14 protein-coding genes and 1 pseudogene are annotated in these 20,429 nt (G+C 75.0%); 7 read left to right on the top strand and 8 right to left on the bottom strand.

Annotated elements, in window-relative coordinates; genetic code table 11:
• Window positions 1–33 precede the first annotated feature (33 nt).
• Both IO40_RS0116310 and IO40_RS0116305 read left to right on the top strand, forming a co-directional pair.
• On the top strand, window positions 34–444 hold the full coding sequence (locus IO40_RS0116310) for a hypothetical protein (RefSeq protein WP_016472390.1): 411 nt from the start codon (window positions 34–36) through the stop codon (window positions 442–444).
• A 160-nt stretch (window positions 445–604) separates the two neighbouring features.
• Complete coding sequence (locus IO40_RS0116305) at window positions 605–862, top strand: DUF4031 domain-containing protein (RefSeq protein WP_016472391.1); 258 nt, start codon at window positions 605–607, stop codon at window positions 860–862.
• A gap of 500 nt (window positions 863–1,362) precedes the next feature.
• On the opposite strand, the gene IO40_RS0116300 is transcribed toward IO40_RS0116305, so the two are convergent.
• Both IO40_RS0116300 and IO40_RS0116295 read right to left on the bottom strand, forming a co-directional pair.
• Window positions 1,363–2,607, bottom strand: coding sequence for a Cmx/CmrA family chloramphenicol efflux MFS transporter (locus IO40_RS0116300; protein ID WP_031175644.1), 1,245 nt, complete (start codon window positions 2,605–2,607; stop codon window positions 1,363–1,365).
• Between the two features lie 52 nt (window positions 2,608–2,659).
• Complete coding sequence (locus tag IO40_RS0116295; RefSeq protein ID WP_031175643.1) at window positions 2,660–3,553, bottom strand: hypothetical protein; 894 nt, start codon at window positions 3,551–3,553, stop codon at window positions 2,660–2,662.
• Between the two features lie 67 nt (window positions 3,554–3,620).
• On the opposite strand from IO40_RS0116295, the gene IO40_RS0116290 reads away from it, so the two are divergent.
• Window positions 3,621–4,331: a copper homeostasis protein CutC gene (locus IO40_RS0116290; RefSeq protein WP_031175642.1), complete on the top strand. Its 711-nt coding sequence runs from the start codon at window positions 3,621–3,623 to the stop codon at window positions 4,329–4,331.
• Window positions 4,332–4,417: 86 nt separating this feature from the next.
• Here the strand turns inward: IO40_RS0116290 and IO40_RS0116285 are convergent, their stop codons facing one another.
• The 4 genes from IO40_RS0116285 to IO40_RS0116270 all read right to left on the bottom strand — a co-directional run bounded on the left by IO40_RS0116285 (window position 4,418) and on the right by IO40_RS0116270 (window position 9,569).
• Window positions 4,418–4,753, bottom strand: a complete 336-nt coding sequence (locus IO40_RS0116285) for a YnfA family protein (protein WP_016472395.1) — start codon at window positions 4,751–4,753, stop codon at window positions 4,418–4,420.
• Between the two features lie 816 nt (window positions 4,754–5,569).
• Window positions 5,570–6,331, bottom strand: coding sequence for an alpha/beta fold hydrolase (locus IO40_RS0116280; protein ID WP_031175641.1), 762 nt, complete (start codon window positions 6,329–6,331; stop codon window positions 5,570–5,572).
• 2 nt (window positions 6,332–6,333) lie between these two features.
• Window positions 6,334–7,341, bottom strand: coding sequence for a serine/threonine dehydratase (locus IO40_RS0116275; RefSeq protein WP_016472397.1), 1,008 nt, complete (start codon window positions 7,339–7,341; stop codon window positions 6,334–6,336).
• Between the two features lie 65 nt (window positions 7,342–7,406).
• Window positions 7,407–9,569, bottom strand: a complete 2,163-nt coding sequence (locus IO40_RS0116270; RefSeq protein ID WP_041968788.1) for a HelD family protein — start codon at window positions 9,567–9,569, stop codon at window positions 7,407–7,409.
• Between the two features lie 930 nt (window positions 9,570–10,499).
• On the opposite strand from IO40_RS0116270, the gene IO40_RS0116265 reads away from it, so the two are divergent.
• The gene (locus IO40_RS0116265) at window positions 10,500–11,960 is read left to right on the top strand and encodes a glycosyltransferase 87 family protein (protein WP_016472399.1); all 1,461 of its coding nucleotides are present in this window, start codon (window positions 10,500–10,502) and stop codon (window positions 11,958–11,960) included.
• On the top strand, window positions 11,854–13,377 hold the full coding sequence (locus IO40_RS33630; RefSeq protein WP_234336550.1) for an AMP-binding protein: 1,524 nt from the start codon (window positions 11,854–11,856) through the stop codon (window positions 13,375–13,377). The genes IO40_RS0116265 and IO40_RS33630 overlap by 107 nt, the downstream gene beginning before the upstream one ends.
• Window positions 13,378–13,593: 216 nt before the next feature.
• Here IO40_RS33630 and IO40_RS0116255 read toward each other — a convergent pair whose 3' ends face one another.
• The gene (locus IO40_RS0116255) at window positions 13,594–15,282 is read right to left on the bottom strand and encodes a DNA repair helicase XPB (protein WP_031026645.1); all 1,689 of its coding nucleotides are present in this window, start codon (window positions 15,280–15,282) and stop codon (window positions 13,594–13,596) included.
• A gap of 249 nt (window positions 15,283–15,531) precedes the next feature.
• On the opposite strand from IO40_RS0116255, the gene IO40_RS0116250 reads away from it, so the two are divergent.
• On the top strand, window positions 15,532–16,902 hold the full coding sequence (locus IO40_RS0116250; RefSeq protein ID WP_016472402.1) for an AAA family ATPase: 1,371 nt from the start codon (window positions 15,532–15,534) through the stop codon (window positions 16,900–16,902).
• A 40-nt stretch (window positions 16,903–16,942) separates the two neighbouring features.
• A pseudogene (locus IO40_RS33625) lies at window positions 16,943–17,491 on the top strand (RloB family protein); the annotation flags it as partial.
• 105 nt (window positions 17,492–17,596) lie between these two features.
• Here the strand turns inward: IO40_RS33625 and IO40_RS0116240 are convergent.
• The gene (locus IO40_RS0116240; protein WP_016472404.1) at window positions 17,597–20,293 is read right to left on the bottom strand and encodes a helicase-associated domain-containing protein; all 2,697 of its coding nucleotides are present in this window, start codon (window positions 20,291–20,293) and stop codon (window positions 17,597–17,599) included.
• Between the last annotated feature and the right edge of the window lie 136 nt (window positions 20,294–20,429).

Below are 20,429 nucleotides of genomic sequence, written 5' to 3'. Positions count from 1 at the left end.
AGCCGGACGGGGCCGCAGTGGTGCAATGGAGGTATGGAACCGAAGGACTCCGCATCCGGTTCGGGGCCGCCGGGCGACGGCGCCCGCCAGGACGGACTCGAACGCGCTCTGCACGCAGCCCGTGCACTCGTCCTCGCCGATCTGGAGGCGAGCGACGTGGCCCGGGCCGACATCGTCTCGCTCGTCGAGGAATCGGTCACCCACCGCCGCTGGTGGGTGGGCCAGTGGCCCGAAGGCGTCGCCTTCGTGCAGGGCCTGGTCGCCCAGGACGTCCAGGACGCGCTGCTGGAACGGTACGGCCGCTGGCCCGTCTGCCCTGTGTGCGTGGGCTCCGACCTCCACGCGCTGGAGGTCGAACCCGAACTCGGCGAAGACCCCCACTGGGTGTGCGGGAAGACCTCCACCGTCGTCGCCCGGGTGGGCTACCTGGGCAGCAAGCTGTGACGCTCCCGTGCCCTCTCGTCGGCCCGCTCCCGGGGCGAGCGCCGGCGCGGCGGACGCGTACGGGCGCCTCACCGAGGGCCACCTGCGCAGGCAGGGCCGCCACGGGTGGCTGCCGGGGGGATGCGTACGGCCGTGGGGCGTGGCCGGGACGGTGGCGGCGATGACCGTCTACATCGACCCGCCGATCTGGCCGGGGCACGGCCGGATGTGGTCCCACCTGGTGAGCGACACCTCGTACGAGGAACTGCACGCCTTCGCGGCGGCGGCCGGCTTCCCGCGCCGCGCCTTCGACCGGGACCACTACGACATACCGTCCACCCAGTACGACGCCGCGGTCCGGGCCGGAGCGGTCGAGGTCGGCTCCAAGGAACTCCTCCACCGGCTGACCGCCGCCGGCCTCCGCCGCCGCAAACGATGACCGCACCCCACTGGAACCGGGCCCCGGTGAGGGCCCGGCCCCACTCCCCCTTCGGGCCCGGCTCTTTCCGGCGCTGATGTCGGGGTCTGCGGATGGGCGGGGCTGGGACGGTGCTGCCCCCGGCCCTGCACCGGCCGGCCGCTGTCGCCGGCACGGGCACCGGCACCGGCCACCGGCATGGGCCCCGGCACCGACGCCGGGAGGGACCGGGCCGACCTGTTCCCCGGTGGGGGACTGTGCGGGCCCGGCCCGCGAGGCGGGGGGAGCCGGTCGGACGCCGGCCCTCCGGCCGCAGGGAACGGGGCAGGTGCCGGAGGCCGGCCTTCCGGCCACTGGGAGCGGGGCAGGTGCCGGAGGCCGGTTGCGAGCCTGGTCCGAAGCCGGTCCCGGCGCCGATCGCCGGGGGTGTTCCGGAAGGGGCGGGGCCGGGCCAGGGGCTGGGCGCGGCCCCGCCCCTGGTTCCGGCCGGTGTCGGTCACGTATCGGTCAGGCGTCGGCGGTCAGGCGTCGGCGTACTCGCGCTCCGGGGAACGGGAGGAGGCGACGATGCGGGAGCGGGCGTGGACGCGGGCGGAGAGAGCCGTCGCCGCCACGCCGGCGGCGGCCATCGCGGCGCCGACCCAGGCCACGGCCTGGTAGCCCCAGCCGGCGGAGATGGCCAGACCGCCCAGCCAGGGGCCGACGGTGTTGCCGATGTTGAAGGAGGCGGTGGTCGTCGCCCCGGCCAGCGTGGGAGCCGCGTTGGCGGCGTTGAACATCCGGGCGTTGAGGGCGGGCGCCGTGGTGAACGCCGTCACCCCGAGCATCAGCGCGAGGGCGATCGCCGCGAACCGGTACTCGGCGAGGAGGGCCAGCAGCGCCAGTACGGCCGTCGACGCGGCGATACCGCCGTACATGGTGCCGAACAGGTGGTTGTCGGCGATCCGGCCGCCGATGACCGTGCCGACCAGCCCGCCGACGCCGAACAGCGCCAGCACACTGGGCACCCAGCTCTCGGGCAGCCCGGCCACGTCGGTGAGCAGCGGCGCCAGATAGGAGAAGAGCGCGAAGACGGCACCCGCGTTCAGGGCGATCGTCACCAGCGCGAGCCACACCTGCTTGTTGCGGTAGATCCGCAGTTCGCGGCGGAGGTTGGGCGCGTCGGCGCCCGTCGGCACGGCGGTGCGCGGCACCAGCGCCAGGATGCCGACCAGCCCGACGGCGGCCAGCGCGGCCACCGCCCAGAAGGCGGAGCGCCAGCCGGCCTGCTGGCCGAGGAACGAACCGGCGGGCACCCCGGCGATGTTGGCGATGCTCAGCCCGCCCACCATGATCGCCATGGCGCGCGCCCGGGCGTTCTCCGGTACGAGGGAGACGGCTACGGCCGCGCCCACCGCCCAGAAACCGGCGCACGCCAGCGCGCTCACGACGCGGGAGGCGAAGAGCACCTCGTAGTTGGGGGCGAGTGCTCCGGCCACCTGGCCGAGCATGAAGACGGCGAGCAGCCCGATCAGCGTCGTGCGGCGCGGCAGCCGCAGGGTGGCGGCGGCCAGGACGGGCGCGCCCACCACCATTCCGACAGCGAATGCTGAGACCAGCAGCCCGGCCTTGGGGATGGAGACCCCCAGATCGCGGGCGAGTGGCTGGAGGATCCCCGACAGCATGAACTCGGAGGTCCCGAGAGCGAAGACGGAGAGTCCCAATATATAGACAGAAAGCGGAACACGTACGGCAGACGGCTTGTCGGTCACGAGATCGGCAGGCATGCCGTCCACAACCTCGCTCCGCACGGCTTCATTCCCGGTGGTCGGCGGGGTCTCATCCCGTGGACAGCAGGGCCAGTTCCGTCGTCAGGTTGTGCCGGGCCTGCGCTTCCCAGCGGGTGCGGGCGTGGGCGGTGCGGAAGAGGCGGGGCAGTCCGAGGAGTTGGCGCAGTACGGCGGAGCGGCCGTCGCGGAAGGCGTCGTCCGGGACGAACGCGTACTCCTGGCGGATCTCCGCGGCGTAGTGCGCGTACTGCTCGGGGGTGCCGGCGAGGACCGCGAGGTCGGCGTCGCACAGGACCGCGCCGTTCAGGTCGTCGTCGGCCGGGTCGTGGGTGACGGTCAGCCGGACGAGCCGCGCCACTTCCGCCACCCGCGCTGCGGGGACGCCCGCCTCGGTCAGGGCGCGTTCGGCGAGCCGCGCGCTGCGTTCCTCGTTCTCGCTGCGGTCGGGGCGGTAGACGGCGTCGTGGAACCAGGCGGCGAGACGGACGGCGGCCGGATCGAGGCCCCGGCCGTTGCCCGGGACGGCCTGCGCGACGGCCTCCGGGCCGTCAGTCGGACCGTCTGCCGGACGGTCCGTCGGGCCGTCTGCCGGGCCGTTCGCCGGGCGGTCTGCCGGACCGTCCGTCGGGCCGTGCGCCAGGCCGTTCGTCGGGCCGTCTGCCGGGCCGTTCGTGGTGGCGGGCCCGGGCAGATGTGCGGCCAGTTCGTCCACGTGGTCGAGGACCGCGCGCAGGTGGTCCGTCCCGTGGTAGCGGCGGTGGGGCTCGGCCCACCGGTCGAGCAGGGCCCGGCCGTAGGGGGCGGGGTCGGGGCCCTCGGCGCCCTCGCGGGCGGCGAGCAGGGTGGTGTGCCACCGCGCGAGAAGGTCCTGGTGCGCCGCGTCGTGAGGCCGGTGCGCCCCGGTGTCGTCGGCGGGGGTGCCGCCGTGTGGTTCCGTCGCCATCCCCTGATTGTGGTCCGAGGTGATCGGCGTCTTCCAGCACCGCACGGCGTATGGCAGTCTGTGCGATATGTCTAGACCAATCCTTGAGGTGATCGCGCTCGACGCGGAGGACGCTGCCGCCGCGGAGGCCGGAGGGGCCGACCGTCTTGAGGTGGTCGCCGACATCGCCGCCGACGGGCTCAGCCCCTCCCGGGAGACCGTCGCCGCCATCCGTGCGGCGGTCGGCGTCCCCCTTCGGGTGATGCTGCGACTCACCGACGGCTTCCACGCCGGGGGCGACGCCGGGATCGAGGCGCTGTGCGAACGGGCCCGCGCACTGCGGGCGGAGGGCGCCGAGGAGTTCGTCCTCGGATTCCTCGACGACGCCGGCCAGGTGGACCTGCGCGCCGTCGAAGCGGTGACGGGTGCCGTGCCCGGCTGCCCGTGGACGTTCCACCGCGCGATCGACCGTGCCGCGGACCGCGACGCCCTCCGCAAACACCTGGCCGACGCGCCCGGCCTCGACGCCTATCTGACCGCCGGGTCCGCCGACGGCGTCGCCGACGGCCGTGACGTCCTCCTCGCGGAAGCCGCCCGCAGCGCGGCGGGGGAGCCCGGGTACGCGCCCCGGCTCCTGGTCGGCGGCGGTCTCGCCCTTGCCCACGTGCCCGAGCTGCGGCGGGCCGGCATCACGGCCTTCCACATCGGGGGCGCCGCCCGCCCCCACGGCTGGGCCGGCCCGGTCAGCTCCGAAGCGGTCCGCACCTGGCGCCGCCTCCTGGACGCTCCCCAGGACTGACGCCGCCGGGCGTGGGGGAGGGGCCGCGGCTCTTCCCCCGCACCCGGCGGTGGCATAACCCCCGGCCCGAGACCGGAGGGCGGGCGTCAGTCGCCCCGCGGGGCGTACATGATCAGGGCCATGCCTGCCAGACAGACCAGGGCGCCCGCGATGTCCCAGCGGTCGGGACGGTAGCCGTCCGCGACCACGCCCCACAGCAGCGAACCGGCCACGAAGATCCCGCCGTACGCGGCGAGGACGCGGCCGAAGTGGGCGTCGGGCTGGAAAGTGGCGACGAAGCCGTAGGCGCCGAGCGCCAGGACACCGCCGGCCGCCCACAGCCAGCCGCGGTTCTCGCGCACGCCCTGCCAGACCAGCCAGGCGCCGCCGATCTCGAACAACGCGGCCACGGCGAACAGGGCGACGGAGCGGAGGATCAACATGCGGGCAGCTTCGCACGAACCCCACGGCAGGCGACGTCCGCGTGTGGGCGGGCGCCGGCCCTCACCCCGCCGCCGGGCACCGGACGCGAGGGCCAGGCCCTCCCGCCCAGCCGGCTGCCGGGGCGGCGCTCCTCAACAGGGGACGCGCCAGCAGGGGGGTGCCCTCCAACAGGGGACGCACCGGCAGGCGGCGCCCCCTCCAGCAGGGGACGCACCCGCAGGCGGCCCTCCACCAACAGAGGACGCGCCAGCAGGGCGGCGCCCCGCCAGCAGAGGGCGCACTCCAGCAGGGGAGGCACCCACAGGCGGCGCCCCGCCAGCAGAGGGCGCGCCGGTTGGAGGCATTCCCTCCAGCAGGGGCCGCGCCAGCAGGCGGCACCCCTCCAGCAGGCGCCCCGCCAGCAGGGGGGTGCCCTCCAGCAGGGGACGCACCCGCAGGCGGCGCCCCCGCCAACAGGGACGCACCCGCAGGCGGCCCCCTCCAGCAGAGGGCGCGCCAGCAGGGCGGCGGCCCCGCCAGTAGGGCGGCGCCCCTCCAATAGGGAACGCACCAGCAGAGGGCCCCCACCAACAGAGGGCGCACCCGCAAGCGGCGCCCCTCCAGCAGGGGACGCACCCGCAAACGGCGCCCCGCCAGCCCCGCCAGCAGAGGGCGCGCCAGCAGAGGGCGCGCCGGTTGGGGGCACTCCCTCCAGCAGGGGCCGCGCCAGTAGGCGGCGCCCCTCAACAGGGGACGCGCCCGCAGGCGGCCCCCCACTAACAGGGGCCGCACCAGCAGGGCGGCTCCCCGATACCAGGGCGCGGCGCCCCCGCCCGTCACAGCAAGGACGCCTCCGCGACGGCCATGGCGTACCCCGCCGGGTTCTGGGTGGGCATCGGGTGTCCGGCGTCGGGGACGGTGAGGATGCGGGCGCCCGCGGCGAGGGCGTCGGCCTCTTCGTCGTAGGGGCGGCTGTCCGCGCCGACCAGGAACGCCTTGCGGCCGGGGAACTCGGCGAGGAAACCGCCGAGTTCCGCGGTGCCGGCCCGCACCAGGGAGACGGCGCTGCGGTACAGGGCGTGCGGTGCCGCGGCCCGCAGGGTGGTCAGATAGGCGGGGTCGTCCTCGGCGGAGGTGAAGGTGGCCAGGCCCCGGGCGACGAACGCGTCCTCCTCCCACTCCGCGATCCTGCGGCTCCAGGCGCCGCCGCCGGTACGCAGGTTGGCCTCGGCGAGGGTGAGCGAGCCGACCAGTTCGGGGCGGCGGGCGGCCAGCACCAGCGCGACGGCCCCGCCCATGGAGTGGCCGACGAGCTCGGCGCCGCGGACGTGTTCGGCGTCCAGTACGGCGGCGACCGCGTCGGCGTGCTCGGTCAGGGTGTAGCCGAAGTCCCGGGGACGGTCGCTGTAGCCGAAGCCGAACAGGTCTATGAGCAGGGAGCGATGGCCGGTGGTGCGCAGCGCCGGGTGGACGGCGATCTCCGAGTAGTCGAAGGTCGAGGCGGCGCACAGGCCGTGCAGGAAGACCCGCACCGAGTCGGTCGAGCCGGGTATGTCGGCCCAGCGTATCCAGGCGTCGGTCAGCCGCAGTTGTCTCATCGTCAGCGGCCTTCCGCGGGCTGGGCCGGTTCGGCCGGGTCGGCGTTGGCGCCGCACAGCACCACGACGACGCGTTCACCGGGCGAGGGTACGTACGGGGCGCTGCCGGTGCTGCATCCGGCGACGCCCGCGACACCGGCGACGGCTGTGCCCGCGGCGTTCTCCACGGCCAGCCGGTAGTGCTCCCACAGACCGTGCCGGGCCGCCGTCACGGCGGTGTCGGGCACCACCACCGAGCGCATGTTGCGGTGTCCGACGGCGGTGAGGGCCATGGGGGTGGCCCGGCGGGCGCCCAGCGAGTCGGCGGCCACGGAGTCGATCTCGACGTCCACGACGCGGCCGGCCTCCAGCGCCGCGTTCAGCGCCCGGCAGCGTTCCGGTTCGACGGCGACGACGCGGATGCCGTGGTGCTGGGCCGCGGCGGCGACCCCGGCGAACAGCCCGCCGCCGCCGGCCGCCACCACCACGGTGTCCACCAGCGGCACCTGGGAGCGGATCTCCTCGACCAGCGTGCCCGCGCCGGCCGCGATGAGCGGGTGGTCGTAGGCGTGGGAGGCCAGCGCGCCGGTCTCGGCGGCGAACGCCTCGCAGGCCGCGGCGGCTTCCGCGTACTCGGTGCCCACGAGCCGCACCTCGGCCCCGTACCCGCGCAGCCGGTCCACCTTCAGCTGCGGGGCCGTCTCCGGCAGGAAGACGGTGGCGGGCACGCCCAGGCCGCGGGCCGCCCAGGCGCAGGCCAGGCCGGCGTTGCCGCCCGAGGCGATCGTGACGCCCGCCTCGGGCAGTTCGCCCCGCTCGCGGTGGGCGACGAGGAAGTTGAGCGCGCCGCGCGCCTTGAAGCTGCCGGTGTGCTGCATGAACTCCAGGGCGAAGTACAGCTCGTACGCGCCGGTGCTGCCGGCGGCCCCGGCACCCTCGCCCGCGTCCGCGCGCACGACCGCGACCGGACGAATGCCGTCGGCGACCCGATCGGCGGCGGTTTTGACATCCCCGTAGGAAAGATGGTGCACGGCGCGACTCCTGGCGTGCTCGGACGTGAGCGGACAAACGTCTACGTTACGGCTACGTTACGACCTCACGCCGACTGCCCCGTCAACGCTGTGGACGGCGCCGCCTCCCGGCCGGTGGCCAGCGCCGCCGGAAGCGGCCGGGCGTGCACCACGGCGAGCCCGGAGACCGCCCGCGTCAGTGCCACGTACAGCCGCCGCAGCCCGGTGCGTTCGTCCGGTTCGTCCGCGACGATCGCGGCGGGCTCGTCGAGCACCACGTGGTCGTACTCCAGGCCCTTGGCCAGCGTGGCCGGCACCAGCGTCAGCCGCACCTCGGCGCTGGTCTCGTCACCGGGGGTGAGGAACGGCAGCCCCGCCTCGCCGAGTGCGGCCGTCAGCGCGCCGATCCGCGAATCGGCGGCGATCAGCCCGATCGACCCCTCCCGCTCCAGCGCACGGCGGCAGGCGGCCACCACCGTGCGGTCCGGCTCCTGGTCCGAGGCGCCGTCGGCCTGCCGCACGGTGAAGTCGCCCGGGGACTCGCGCACCGAGGTCGCCGGCGCCAGCCCGGGGGCGATCGACGGCAGCAGCCGCGAGGCGTAGGCGATCACCTCGCGCGGCACGCGGAAGCCCTCGGTCAGCTCCTCCACGCCGGCCTGCGGTTTGCCCAGGTGCTCCAGCGCCGCCGCCCAGCTCTCGGTGGCCCACGGGGTGGTGCCCTGCGCCAGGTCGCCCAGCACCGTCGCCGACCCGGTCGAACAGCGCCGCCCCACCGCCCGGTACTGCATGGCGGACAGGTCCTGCGCCTCGTCCAGCACCACATGGCCCAGGGAGGGGGTGCGCTGCACCAGGTCGGCGGCCTCGTCCACCAGGACGGCGTCGGCGGGGGACCACTTGGCGGAGCGCACCCCGCGCGGCGGCTTCTCCCACAGGATCGCCCGCTGTTCGTCCTCGTCGAGCAGCCCCTCGGCGTGCTCGGCCAGGAACGCGGGGTCGGACAGCAGCCGCAGGACGAGCTTGGCCGGATCGACGGCGGGCCACACCTGCTTCACCACCGCCTTGACGGGCGCGCTGCGGGCCACCGCGTCCTGCACGCGGTCGTCGGGCGCCTCCCCGGCCTGTTCCATGCGGACCAGCACCGCGTGCGCGATCCGCTGCGGCAGGGCCTCGCGGGCGGCGCCGTAGCGCATGTCGCGGTCCAGCAGTTCGCGCACCAGCTCCTCGATCTCCCAGGCCGGTACCCGCCAGCGCCGCGATCCGCGCACCACCACCAGCGGTTCGTCGGGCAGCGGGCGCACCCCGGCGCGCACCGCGCGGCGCAGCACCCGCGCCATGCGGGCGTCGCCCTTGACGAGGGCGGCCCGGGGCGAGTCGGTGCCGCGTACCGGGACGTCGGGCCGGGCCACCAGGCCCTCCACCGTCGTCTGGCCGACCTCCACCTCGCCCAGGGCGGGCAGCACCTGCTGGATGTAGCGCAGGAAGGAGTCGTTGGGGCCGACGACGAGGACACCCGTACGGGTGAGCCGCTCGCGGTGCGCGTACAGCAGGTACGCGACCCGGTGGAGGCCCACGGCCGTCTTTCCGGTGCCCGGCGCGCCCTGCACGCACACGGTGCCCTCCAGCCCCGCGCGCACGATGGCGTCCTGCTCGGGCTGGATCGTCGCGACGATGTCCCGCATGGGGCCCACGCGGGGGCGTTCGATCTCGGCCTGGAGCAGCGCGCTGGCGCGTTCCGCCTCGTGCGGGTCGCTCAGGTGCTCGTCCTCGTAGGCGGTCAGCTGCCCACCGGTGTAGCCGAACCGGCGGCGCAGCAGCACGTCCTGCGGGTCCTTCTTGGAGGCGCGGTAGAACGGCTGCGAGACGGGGGCGCGCCAGTCCACGACCATCGGGTTGCCGTCGGCGTCGTGCACGTGCCGGCGGCCGATGTAGAAGAGGCGGCCGGTGGTGTCGTCCTCCTCCGCCTCGGGGGCACCGACCGGGTGCCCGTAGTCGAGCCGGCCGAAGAACAAGGGGGCGTCGGCCAGGTCGGCGAGCGAGGCGATCCGGGCCTCGATCCCGGAGGCCAGCACCTCGGCGTTGACCCAGTTCGCGGCCACGTCGCGGATGTCGAGCGCCTCCGCGTCGGCGCGCATGGCGCGGAGCGCGGCGCGGGAGGCGGCCAGATGGGCCCGTTCGCGGGCCAGCGGGTCGTTGTCGTCGGGCGCTGCGGACGCGGGTGGGACGCTCACCAGGCTCCTCCGGGAGGGCATGAGCACACCGGTACGGCCGCGTGGCGGTGCCCTTCCGGCAGGCGGGCAGCACACGGCGTCGGACTGTGCGGACCTACAGGGGTACGGAACGGCCCGGCCGGTTTCCGTGCGGCGGGCACCTCGGGGCCACGAGAGGGCGGCGAGGGGGCAAGTCGGCGATTGTAGTCATCCGCCGGGCGCGCGGCGAACGTTTTTCGCCGCCGGGGCGGGGCAGCAGCGGCCCGGCGGCGTTCCGCGGGCCCCGGTAGCGCTCCGGTGCGGTTTCCCGGCCCCGGTGCGGTTTCCTGGGCCCGGTGGTGCTCCGGTGCCGTTCCGCGGCCCTGGCAGTGCCCTGGCGGCGTTTGCGGCCTGGCGGCGCCTCGGGCCGTTCCGCGGTCCGGCGGTGCTCCGGCGCCGATTCCCGGCCCCGGCCGTGCCCCGGTGCCGTTCCGTGGTCCGGCAGTGCTCTGGTGCGGTTTTCCGGTCCCGGGAGCGCTCCGGTGCGGTTTCGCGTCCGGCAGTGCTTCGGTTCCGTTCGCGGTCCGGCCGTGCTCCGGTGCCGTGCGCGGTCCGGCAGTGCACCGGCGGCGTCTCCCGGCCCGTCGACGATCCGGCGGCGTCTCCTGGCCCGTCAACGATCCGGCGGCGTTTCCCGGCCCGTCGACGGTCCGGCGGCGTCTCCTGGCCCGTCGACGATCCGGCGGCGTTTCCCGGTCCGGCGGGTGCCTCCATTAGGGTCGTCGCCCAGGTCCGGGCAACACACGGTCCGGCGGGACCCGCGGGAAGACCGGCCGGCGGGGCGCGCGCCGGGCGACGAGCAAGAGGAGTCGGCACGGGTGACTGTCAGCGGCGCCGTCCATCCCCCGTCCCGCGCGCCCCACGGCTCTCACGGTCCTCACCTCGCTGCCGGGTGCGCTGTGTCTGCTCGCCCTCTCCGTCGGGGCGTTCGGCGTGCTGGCCGCCGTGCAGGGCCTGCCCATGGCCGACGTGCAGGTCTACCGTGCCGAGGGCCGCGCGGTGCTGGACGGCACCGATCTGTACGGCTTCACCGTCACCGAATGGGATTTGCCCGCCACCTACCCGCCCCTCGCGGCGCTGCTGTTCGTGCCCGTCGCACTGGTGCCGCTGAGCGTCGCCAAGGCCGGCTTCCTCGCCGCGAACGTGGCGCTGTTGGGCCTGCTGGTCGGGCTGTCGCTGCGCGCCGTACGCGGCAGGGCGGCGCCCCTCCCCGTCGTCCTCGCCCTCACCGCCTGCGCACTGTGGCTCGAACCGGTCTTCCAGACGCTGCTGTTCGGCCAGATCAACCTGGCCCTGGCCTGCCTCGTGCTGTGGGACATGGGGCGGCCGGACACGGCACGCGGCAAGGGCTTCGCCGTAGGGCTGGCCGCGGGGATCAAACTGACGCCCGCGCTGTTCGCCGTCCACCTGCTGCTCACCGGACGGGTGAAGGCGGCGGCCACGGCGGCGGCCGGGTTCGCCGCGAGCGTCGCCGTGGGGGCGTGCCTACTGCCGGGCGCCACCGTGGACTTCTGGACCCGCAGGATGTTCGAGACGGCGCGGGTCGGCAAGGCGTGGATCGTCGACAACCAGTCCCTGCAAGGACTGGTCGCCCGGCTCCTGCACGACCCCGAACCCGGGGCACGGTGGCTGGTCCCCGCCCTGCTGGCGGTCGTCGCCGGGCTGTGGCTGGCCCGGCGGCTGACGCCGCGCCCCGGACGGCCCGGCACGGCGGACGGCACCCTGGTCGGCTCCCTGGGCGGCACCCCGGACGAGGGGTTCCGGGGCCTGCTGGTCACCGCCCTGGTCGCGCTCCTCGTCTCCCCCATCAGCTGGTCGCACCACTGGGTGTGGTGCGTACCGCTGCTCGCACAACTGGCGCGCTCGGCGGGCCTCACCGGGCCCGCCGGGGAGGGCCGCCCGCCCGGCCGGGGCCGCCTCCTGGCCCGGGTGGGCCTCGGCTGCGCGGCCGTCGTCTTCACCGCCCGCAGCCTGTGGCTCGTTCCCCACGCGGGCGATCTCGACCTGCGGCTGTCCTGGTGGCAGCAGCCGCTCGCGGCACCGTACGCGCTGCTCACCCTCGTACTGCTGGGCGCGGCGGCCGGGTACGTCCGCGCCCGGCGCCGCCGGGCCCCGCTGACACCGCGCGTTCCCCCGGCAAGAATCAGCGTGGACGGGTCCGCGGCCGACCACCGCACGGCCCCTCCCGGCGACGACCGCGACAGGCGCCAGGACGGCCGCCGACCCGAGTGCGACAAGGCCCGAGGAGGCCGGTGTGCGAAGCACGATGCAGGACATTCCGCTGACCGTGACCCGGCTCCTCGCCCACGGGGCGCTCGCACACGGGACGTCCCGCGTGACCACCTGGAAGGGGACGGCGGGCCGGGCCGACTGCGACCGCCGCAGCTTCCGTGAGACCGGGACGCGTGCGGCGCGGCTCGCCGGGGCCCTCCACGACGAGTTCGGCGTCCGGCCCGGCGACACCGTCGCCACCCTCATGGCCAACACCGCCGACCACCTGGAGGCCTACCTCGCCGTCCCCGCCATGGGCGCCGTCCTGCACACCCTCGACCCCTCGCTGCCCGGCGACGAACTGGTCGCCGCCGCCACCGCGGGCGGGGCGCGGGTGCTGCTGACCGATCCGACCGGGCTGCCGCCGCTCGCCTCCGTACTGCCCCGCCTCGGGCACCTGCGGCACGTCGTCGTCGCCGGCGGCAGCGAGAGCGTGCCCGTCGTCACCGGCCCGGCCTGCCGCGCCGAGACGCACGACTACGAATCGCTGATCGCCGACCGCCGCAAGCACCACGACTGGCCGCGCATCGACGAACGGGACGCCGCCGTGCTCTGCCACACCACCGGGCCCGGCACCGGCCCGCGCGGGATCGCCTACAGCCACCGCGCCCTCTACCTGCACGCCCTCCAGGCACAGACACCGCAGGCGTACGGCATCGGCGAGCACGACGTGGTGCTGCCCGCCGTGCCGATGTCCCGGATGCTCGCCTGGGGGCTGCCCTACGCCGCGTTCGCGGGCGGCGCCTCCCTGCTGCTGCCCGGCGCCCATCACCGCCCCGCGCCCCTGGCCGAACTGCTCGAACGGGAGCGGCCCACCCTCGCCGTCGCCGACCCGGCCACCTGGGACGGGCTGCTGGCGGAACTGGCGTCCCGGCCCCGCGACCTGTCCTCGCTGCGCGAGGCCGTCGTCGTCGGCGGGCCCGGCCAGGAGCCGGGCGGGCCGCTGCGCATGCGTGCCCTGCGCGACCTCGGCCAACGGGACGGGGGCGACGGCCGCACCGGGCTCAGCACGGCCGCCGCCTGGGGCGTCCCCGAGGCGCTCTCCCCGGCCTGCGTGGCCCGCTCGGCGGCGGACGGCGGGGCCGGCTACCGCTTCCCCGCCTCCGTCGAGTACGGCGTACTCGGCCCCGACCAGGCGCCGCTGCCCTGGGACGGCCGCTCCCAGGGCGAACTCCTGCTGCGCGGCCCCTGGATCACCGCGTCCTACGTGCAGCCCCCGGGAGGCTCAGGTTCCCCGGCAACCCCCGGCGGCACGGCGGGCGACGGCACCCCGTTCGGCACGGGGAGCGACGGTGCCCTGTTCGGCACGGAGAACGCCGACGCTCCCGGGGGCCTCGGCGGCGGCGCCGACAGCGCGGGTGGCGGCCCCGGGGGAGGGGCCGGGAGCGCGGGCGGCCCCGGCGACGCCGGAGGGCCTCCGCGCCCGGCCGCCCTCCACGACGGCTGGCTGCGCACCGGCGAGACGGCCGTCATCACCCCCGACGGGCGGGTGGCGATGCAGCCACCCCGGTCCCCGTCCGGAAGCGACCGGGACGGGTAGCGATCCGGGGCGTCGTACAGGCACAGGGGGCGGCCCCACAGGCAAGGCGCACACCCATACGCGCAGGCGCACAAGGCCGGCCCCGGCCCCGGGGGTGGCGGCCCGCCCCGCAGGCAGGGCCCGCACCCGCGGACGCGGGCACATAAGGCCGGCCCCGGCCCCGGCACTGGTGTGACCGGCGCCGGGTGCGCGGCGCCCGGGAACGCCGGGGAGGTCTCAGACCTCGTCCGGTTCCGTCTCCTCGGCCGCCGGGCGGTCGGGCCCCTCGCTGAGCAGGTCCACCGCGTCCACGATGCGGTAGGCGTAGCCCTGCTCGGCCAGGAACCGCTGCCGGTGCGCGGCGAAGTCCTGGTCGACGGTGTCGCGGGCCACGACCGAGTAGAACCGTGCCTCGTGCCCGTCCGCCTTGGGGCGCAGGACCCGGCCCAGCCGCTGGGCCTCCTCCTGGCGGGAGCCGAACGTGCCGGAGACCTGTATCGCCACCGTCGCCTCGGGCAGGTCGATGGAGAAGTTGGCGACCTTCGAGACGACCAGGCAGTTCAGCTCGCCCGAGCGGAACGCGTCGAAGAGCTTCTCGCGCTGCGCGTTGCTGGTGTCACCCTTGATGACGGGCGCGCCCAGGTGCTCGCCCAGTTCGTCGAGCTGGTCGATGTACTGGCCGATCACCAGCGTCTGCTCGCCCTTGTGCCGGCGCACCAGCGCCTCGGTGACCCGCCGCTTGCTGTCGGTCGTCGCACAGAAGCGGTACTTCTCCTCCGGTTCGGCGCTCGCGTAGGCCAGCCGCTCGGAGTCGGTGAGGTTCACCCGCACCTCCACGCAGTCGGCGGGCGCGATGTACCCCTGGTTCTCGATCTCCTTCCACGGGGCGTCGAACCGCTTGGGTCCGATGAGGGAGAAGACGTCCGACTCGCGGCCGTCCTCCCGCACCAGCGTCGCCGTCAGCCCCAGCCGGCGGCGCGCCTGGAGGTCCGCGGTGAACTTGAAGACCGGCGCCGGCAGCAGGTGCACCTCGTCGTAGACGATCAGACCCCAGTCGCGGGAGTCGAACAGCTCAAGGTGCGGGTAGACGCCCTTCCGCTTCGTCGTGATCACCTGGTAGGTGGCGATGGTGACGGGGCGGATCTCCTTCTTGGTGCCGCTGTACTCGCCGATCTCGTCCTCGGTCAGCGAGGTGCGGCGCACCAGTTCCGCCTTCCACTGCCGGGCGGAGACGGTGTTGGTGACCAGGATCAGCGTCGTGGCCTGCGCCCTGGCCATCGCCCCGGCGCCCACGAGCGTCTTCCCCGCGCCGCAGGGCAGTACCACCACGCCCGAGCCGCCGTGCCAGAAGCCCTCGACGGCCTGCTGCTGGTAGGGGCGCAGCGACCAGCCGTCCTCGCGCAGCTCGATGCGGTGGGCCTCGCCGTCGACGTACCCGGCCAGGTCCTCGGCCGGCCAGCCCAGCTTGAGCAGCACCTGCTTGATCTGTCCGCGCTCGGAGGGGTGCACGGCCACGGTGTCCGCGTCGATCCGCTCGCCCACCAGCGGCTGGATCTTCTTCGAGCGCAGCACCTCCTCCAGCACCGGCCGGTCGCTGGTCTCCAGCACCAGCCCGTGCGTGGGGTGCTTGCTGAGGGTGAGCCGCCCGTAACGGGCCATCGTCTCGGCGATGTCCACCAGCAGCGCGTGCGGCACCGGATACCGCGCGTACTGCACCAGTGCGTCCACCACCTGCTCGGCGTCGTGCCCGGCGGCGCGCGCGTTCCACAGCCCCAGCGGCGTCACCCGGTAGGTGTGCATGTGCTCGGGAGCCCGCTCCAGCTCGGCGAAGGGCGCGATGGCCCGCCGGCACGCCTCGGCCAGTTCGTGCTCGACCTCCAGCAGCAGCGTCTTGTCGCTCTGCACGATCAGTGGGCCACCGTTCACGCGTCACCCTTCCTGCGTCACCGACGGGGCGCCCCCGGGCGCCGTCGGGCGTCTTCGGGGACCAAACGTCCAGTGTGCCGCAACCGGCCGGGTGTGCGGGCCTGGGCAGCGTTCCCGCGTGATCGGGATCCTCCACGGGAACACGATCGGCTGACGGTCTGGTGTGTGTCGTGTGCAGCCCGTTATCGTCGCACTACGACGAAAGAAGGCCTGTGCCGACATCTTTGGCGGCACCGTGAGGAGGTTGCCGTGCTGCTGCGGTTCCAGGTGACCAATCACGCCTCCATCCGGGACGAACAGGAGATCTCGTTCGTCGCCGGGGACGACCGGCCACAGCGCGCCCAGCAGCCGGTACCGGGCACTCGGCTCTCGGCGGTGCCGGTCGCCGCCGTGTACGGGGCCAATGCGTCCGGCAAGTCCAATGTCGTCTCGGCGCTGGCCTGGATGCGAGCCGCCGTCCTCGACTCGTTCCGGCACTGGGACCCTGCGGGCGGGGTCCCGCGCAAGCCGTTCCGGCTCCGCCCGGACCCGGCGGCGCACCCCAGTACGTACGAACTGGATCTGGTCGTCGACGGCGTCCGGTACGAGTACGGGTTCACCGTGGACGACGAGAGCGTCCGTGAGGAGTGGCTCTCGTACTTTCCCGAGGGCAAACGGCGCAAGCTGTATGTGCGGACCGGCAGCGGGCCGGACTCGCTCACGTTCGGGCGGTCCCTGACCGGCCGGCGCAAGACCATCTCGGAACTGTTGCGCCCCAACGCGCTCTATCTGTCGATCGCCGCCGCGCAGAACCACGAACTCCTCGGCCGGCTGCACCGCTGGTTCCGCGACGGCCTGCGCACCGCCAGCGACCGCGACTACCAGGCCCGCCTCAACTACACGGTCGGTCTCCTGCACAGCAGGGACAGCCGCAGCCGGGCCGCCCTGCTCGACCTGCTGCGCTTCGCCGACCTCGGCGTCTCGAAGCTGGAATTCCGCGAACCGGACGAGCGTCTGCTCGACGAGACCGAGCGCATCGAGGCGGCCCTCAACGACCTGGGAGTGTCCTTCCGTGTGAATGTGCCCGACTACCACGTACGGGTTCAGCACCGCACCGAGGGCGGCACCTTCGCCCTCGAACTCGACGAGGAGTCCAGCGGTACCCGCACCTGGATCGGAATGCTCGGGCCGGTGCTCCTCACGCTGGGGTCGGGCGGAGCGCTCGTCGTCGACGAACTCGACGCCCGGCTGCACCCCTACCTCGCCGATGCGCTGGTGGGCATGTTCCAGTCACCGGACATCAACAGGTACGGCGCCCAGCTGCTCTTCACCACACATGAGGCCTCACTGCTCGGCAGCAACGCGCGCACCCAACTCTTCCGCGACCAGATCTGGTTCACGGAGAAGGACCCGGACACGCTGGGGACCCGGCTCTTCCCGATCACCGATTTCTACGTACGGGACTCCCCGGACGCCAAGGACAATCTGGAGAAGCGCTACCTGTCGGGGCGGTACGGCGCGCTGCCGTTCCTCGACGACGAACTGCTGCGGCGGATGGCCGACGACATCGCGGGTGGAGGCGTCAGTGGGGCGGGGCAAGCCGTTGAAGCGGGGCGGTCCGAAGCGGCCGGAGCTGCGTAGAGTCCTCATCTACTGCGAGGGGTAGTGCACCGAGGACCAGTACTTCCGCGGGCTGAGAGGCGATCTGCGGGGTCTGCCCGTACAGGTGGAGATCGGCCCCCGGCACGGTGTGCCCACCGAACTCGTGCGTGCCGCTGTCAAGCACAAGGAGCGTGCACCACGCAGCCGGGAGGACCGCTTCACGCCCTATGACGAAGTGTGGTGCGTGATGGACGTCGAGGCCCCAGCCGCCCATCCCGATCTGGAGAGGGCGCTGCGCATCGCGCGGGACGAGGGCCTGCGCGTCGCTCTGAGCAACCCGTGTTTCGAACTGTGGCTGCTGCTCCACTTCCAGGAGCTGCGCGGCTACAGGACTTCCGAGGCGGCACAGAAACTGCTGGAGAAGCACGCCGCCTGCGGATACAACGCGGACCGCAAACATCTGACGTACGCGCCGTTACGGGCGTTGCACCCAGCGGCTGCCGAACGCGCCGCGTCACTGCGCGCCGATGCCCCGCCGGACCGCGCCGGGCACCAGATCAACCCGTGGACGGACGTGGAAGTACTGGTCGAAGGGCTGCTGGCCCAGCGGCGCCGGGCCCGGGGCTGAGCGCGGAAGGCAGCAGCCGCGAACGCCGGCGGCCGGCGTGAACCCCGACGGCCCCTTCGACGTCCCCGGCTTCGCCCGTCGGTCCCCACGGGCGCCGGGCCGGGCTCACTCCTCCGCGAGTTCGGCCACGCCCGTGATGCGGTGGAGGGGGTAGGTGCGGACCTCGTCGGCGGTGTGGTCGTAGGCCGTCACGAAGCCGCCCTCGACCTTGACGGGGGCGATGACGCGCTGGGAGGCGGCGCCGTCGGCGTTGACGTAGCCGATCCACAGGGGGGTGCCGGTGAGGGTGGCCGACTGCATCGTGGCCAGGGTCTCGGCCATGACCGTGCGTGGCGGCCCGCCCGCGGGGGGCGGGGCGGCGGGCGCCTTCGGCTTGTGGGGGAGGGTCGCGGCGTGGTCGCCGGCGCGGATGGCGCGTACCGCCGCCGTCAGCAAGGTGGCGTCGGGCGCGGGCGGGCCCTCGGGGACGGGTTCGGGGGCCGTGCGCGGCGGGGTGCGGTGGGCGTGGGGCCGGGCCAGCAGTACGTCGCCCTCGGCGGACTCGGCGGCGGGCGCGTGTCCCATCTCCCGCAGCCGGGCCAGCAGCTGGTCGGGCGGGGCGGGGGAGGCCAGCACGGTGGGGGCCAGCATGCGCAGCCGCAGGGGTGCCGCGCGCCGGTCGGCGAGGAGCTCGGCAAGCAGGGTGTCGTCGTCGCAGCGCACGTACGAGGAGGCGGCGCCCACCCGTACCCGGCCGTGTTTTCGGGCCACGTCGTCGATCAGGTACGTGAGCGGCTGCGGTACCGGTGTGCTGGAGTGCGCCGCCAGGAAGGCGTGCAGGTCGGCGGCGGTGCGGCCGGTGTCGAGGGCGCGGCGTACGGAGGCGGGGGTGAAGCGGTAGACGGTGGCGCCGCCCTTGGACTCGATCTCGGCCAGTACGGACAGGAAGGCGGCCAGTTCGCGTTCCAGGGGGCCGGGCGCGACGGCGGTCAGATCGGCCTGGAGCAGCACTTGGGAGAGCGGCTGGGGCAGCTGCGGCGCCAGCGCCTCGGCGACGGCCCGTACGGCGGCATCCCCGCCGGTGCCGTCCCTGTCGGGCCCGTCCCCGCCGGTGCCGTTTCCGCCGGGCACGCCGTGGTCGGCGCCGCCGCCGGAGGGCCGCCCGCTGTCGTTCCGTGCCGCCTCCACCAGGGGGCGCACGTAGGAGGCGAGCGCTCCCCGGCCGGTCACCCCCAGCACCTCGGCCTCGTCCAGCGCCCAGTGCAGCAGCCGGACCGTCAGCGGCGTCCCGTCGCCCGCCTCGCTCCCCGCCCGGTCGCCCCGCGCCGCACGTCCGGCCCGCGCGCCCTGCAACGGGCGTTCCCAGTGCAGCCGTTCGCGCAGCGCCTCCCGTTCGGGCACCGCTCCCGGTTCCGTCCCGGCCAGCAGTTCCAGTGCGCGGCGCCGCACCTCGGGGGCCGGGGCGCGGTCCAGTCCGGGCCCCAGCGGGGCCAGGTTCCGGCCGCGGGCGTCCCGTTCGCCGACCAGCCCGGCGACGCGGGTCGCCGTCCACCAGGCGGCGGCCAGCCGCGCCCAGCGTTCGGCGGGTGCGGCGCGCAGCCACTCGTCGTAGGCCGGGGTCGGCGCGAACGCCTCGTCGACCTCGCCGTCGGAGGCCACCAGGCCCGCCGCGTAGGCGAGTTCGATCCAGAAGGCGGCGACGGGCTCGGGCACGTCCAGGGCGACGGCCGTCCGCTTGAGGTCGCGTACGCCCAGGCCGCCCGCGCGCAGCACCGGCGGCGGCTCGGACTCCCACTGGTCCAGCAGTTCCTCGACGGTCGCCAGCGCGGTCATGGCCTGCCCCGCGGCGGCGGCGTCCACCGTCTCCGGCGGGTACGACCGCGCCGTGGCGACCGGCGGCGGCACCGGCTCCGGCGTCCGGTGTGCGCGCCCTCCCCGCAGGTGCAGGGCGACCTCGCGGGGCAGCACCACACTGCCGGGCGCCCCCGCACCGCCGGGGTCGCCGCCGGTGCCGGTGGGCACCAGCAGCATCCGGTCCAGCAGCCAGGCCACGGGCGGCGACGGCGCGGCCAGGTCCACCGCCCCGTACGGCGGGCCCCACTCCAGCTTCCGCAGCACCGCCTCGGCACCCTCCGGCGCCTGGTCCAGCAGCGCGGCCATCCGCTCCGGATCGGTGAACAGGGCGGCCAGCGCGGACAGGGCGCTCACCGGGTCGGGCGTCGGCGGCAGCCCCGCCGCGGCCAGTGCCTCCTGCAACCGGGACGGCGACGGCTTGGCCTGCCCCGCCGCCGCGACCGCCTCCGCCAGGGTGGGGCCCAGACCGGTGGGGGACGGCGAGGTGAGCAGCTCACGGGCGGTACGCACCAGCCGCGGCTGGTCCTCGGGCCCCCACACCAGGGCCCACTCCCGCAGCCGGTCCAGGGCGTGCGGCAGCCGCTCGGCCGCCTCACGACCGGGCAGCAGCCGCGTCAGGGCCTCCCGGGCCCCGGCTCCGGCCCCCGGCGCGGGTGCCGCCCCGCCCGGCCCGGCGGGGAGCACGGCGAGGGCCTCGGCGGTCTGGAGGGTGAACCGGTCCAGCCGCTCCAGCGCCCGCACCACGGACGCCCGCGTCCCCGCGCGGGTGGCGAGTTGCGTGAGGTCGTTGGGGACGGGGGAGAGGAGGTCGGGGCGCGCGTTCAGCAGGGCCGCCAGGGCGCTGTCGTCCCGGGCCCGGAGATCCTCCGCGAGGGTGCGCGGGCCGGACCCGGGCGACGCGTCCGGCTGTGAGGGAGCGTCCCCGGTCCCCGACCGGGAAGGAGAGCCCCCGTTTCGCTCGCTGCTCATTCCTTCCACGGTAGCGGGCGGCGGACCGGTGCCGGGCCGGGCCGACGTTGCGGCGGGCTGTCTCGGGGCCGCCGTGGTACTGCCGTGGGGCCGCCGTGGGCTGGTGGTGGTGCTGCCGTGGGGCCGCCGTCGTGCT

It is taken from the genome of Streptomyces albus subsp. albus (assembly GCF_000725885.1).
GTDB lineage: Bacteria > Actinomycetota > Actinomycetes > Streptomycetales > Streptomycetaceae > Streptomyces > Streptomyces albus.
This window is presented reverse-complemented; position numbering and strand designations above follow the sequence as displayed.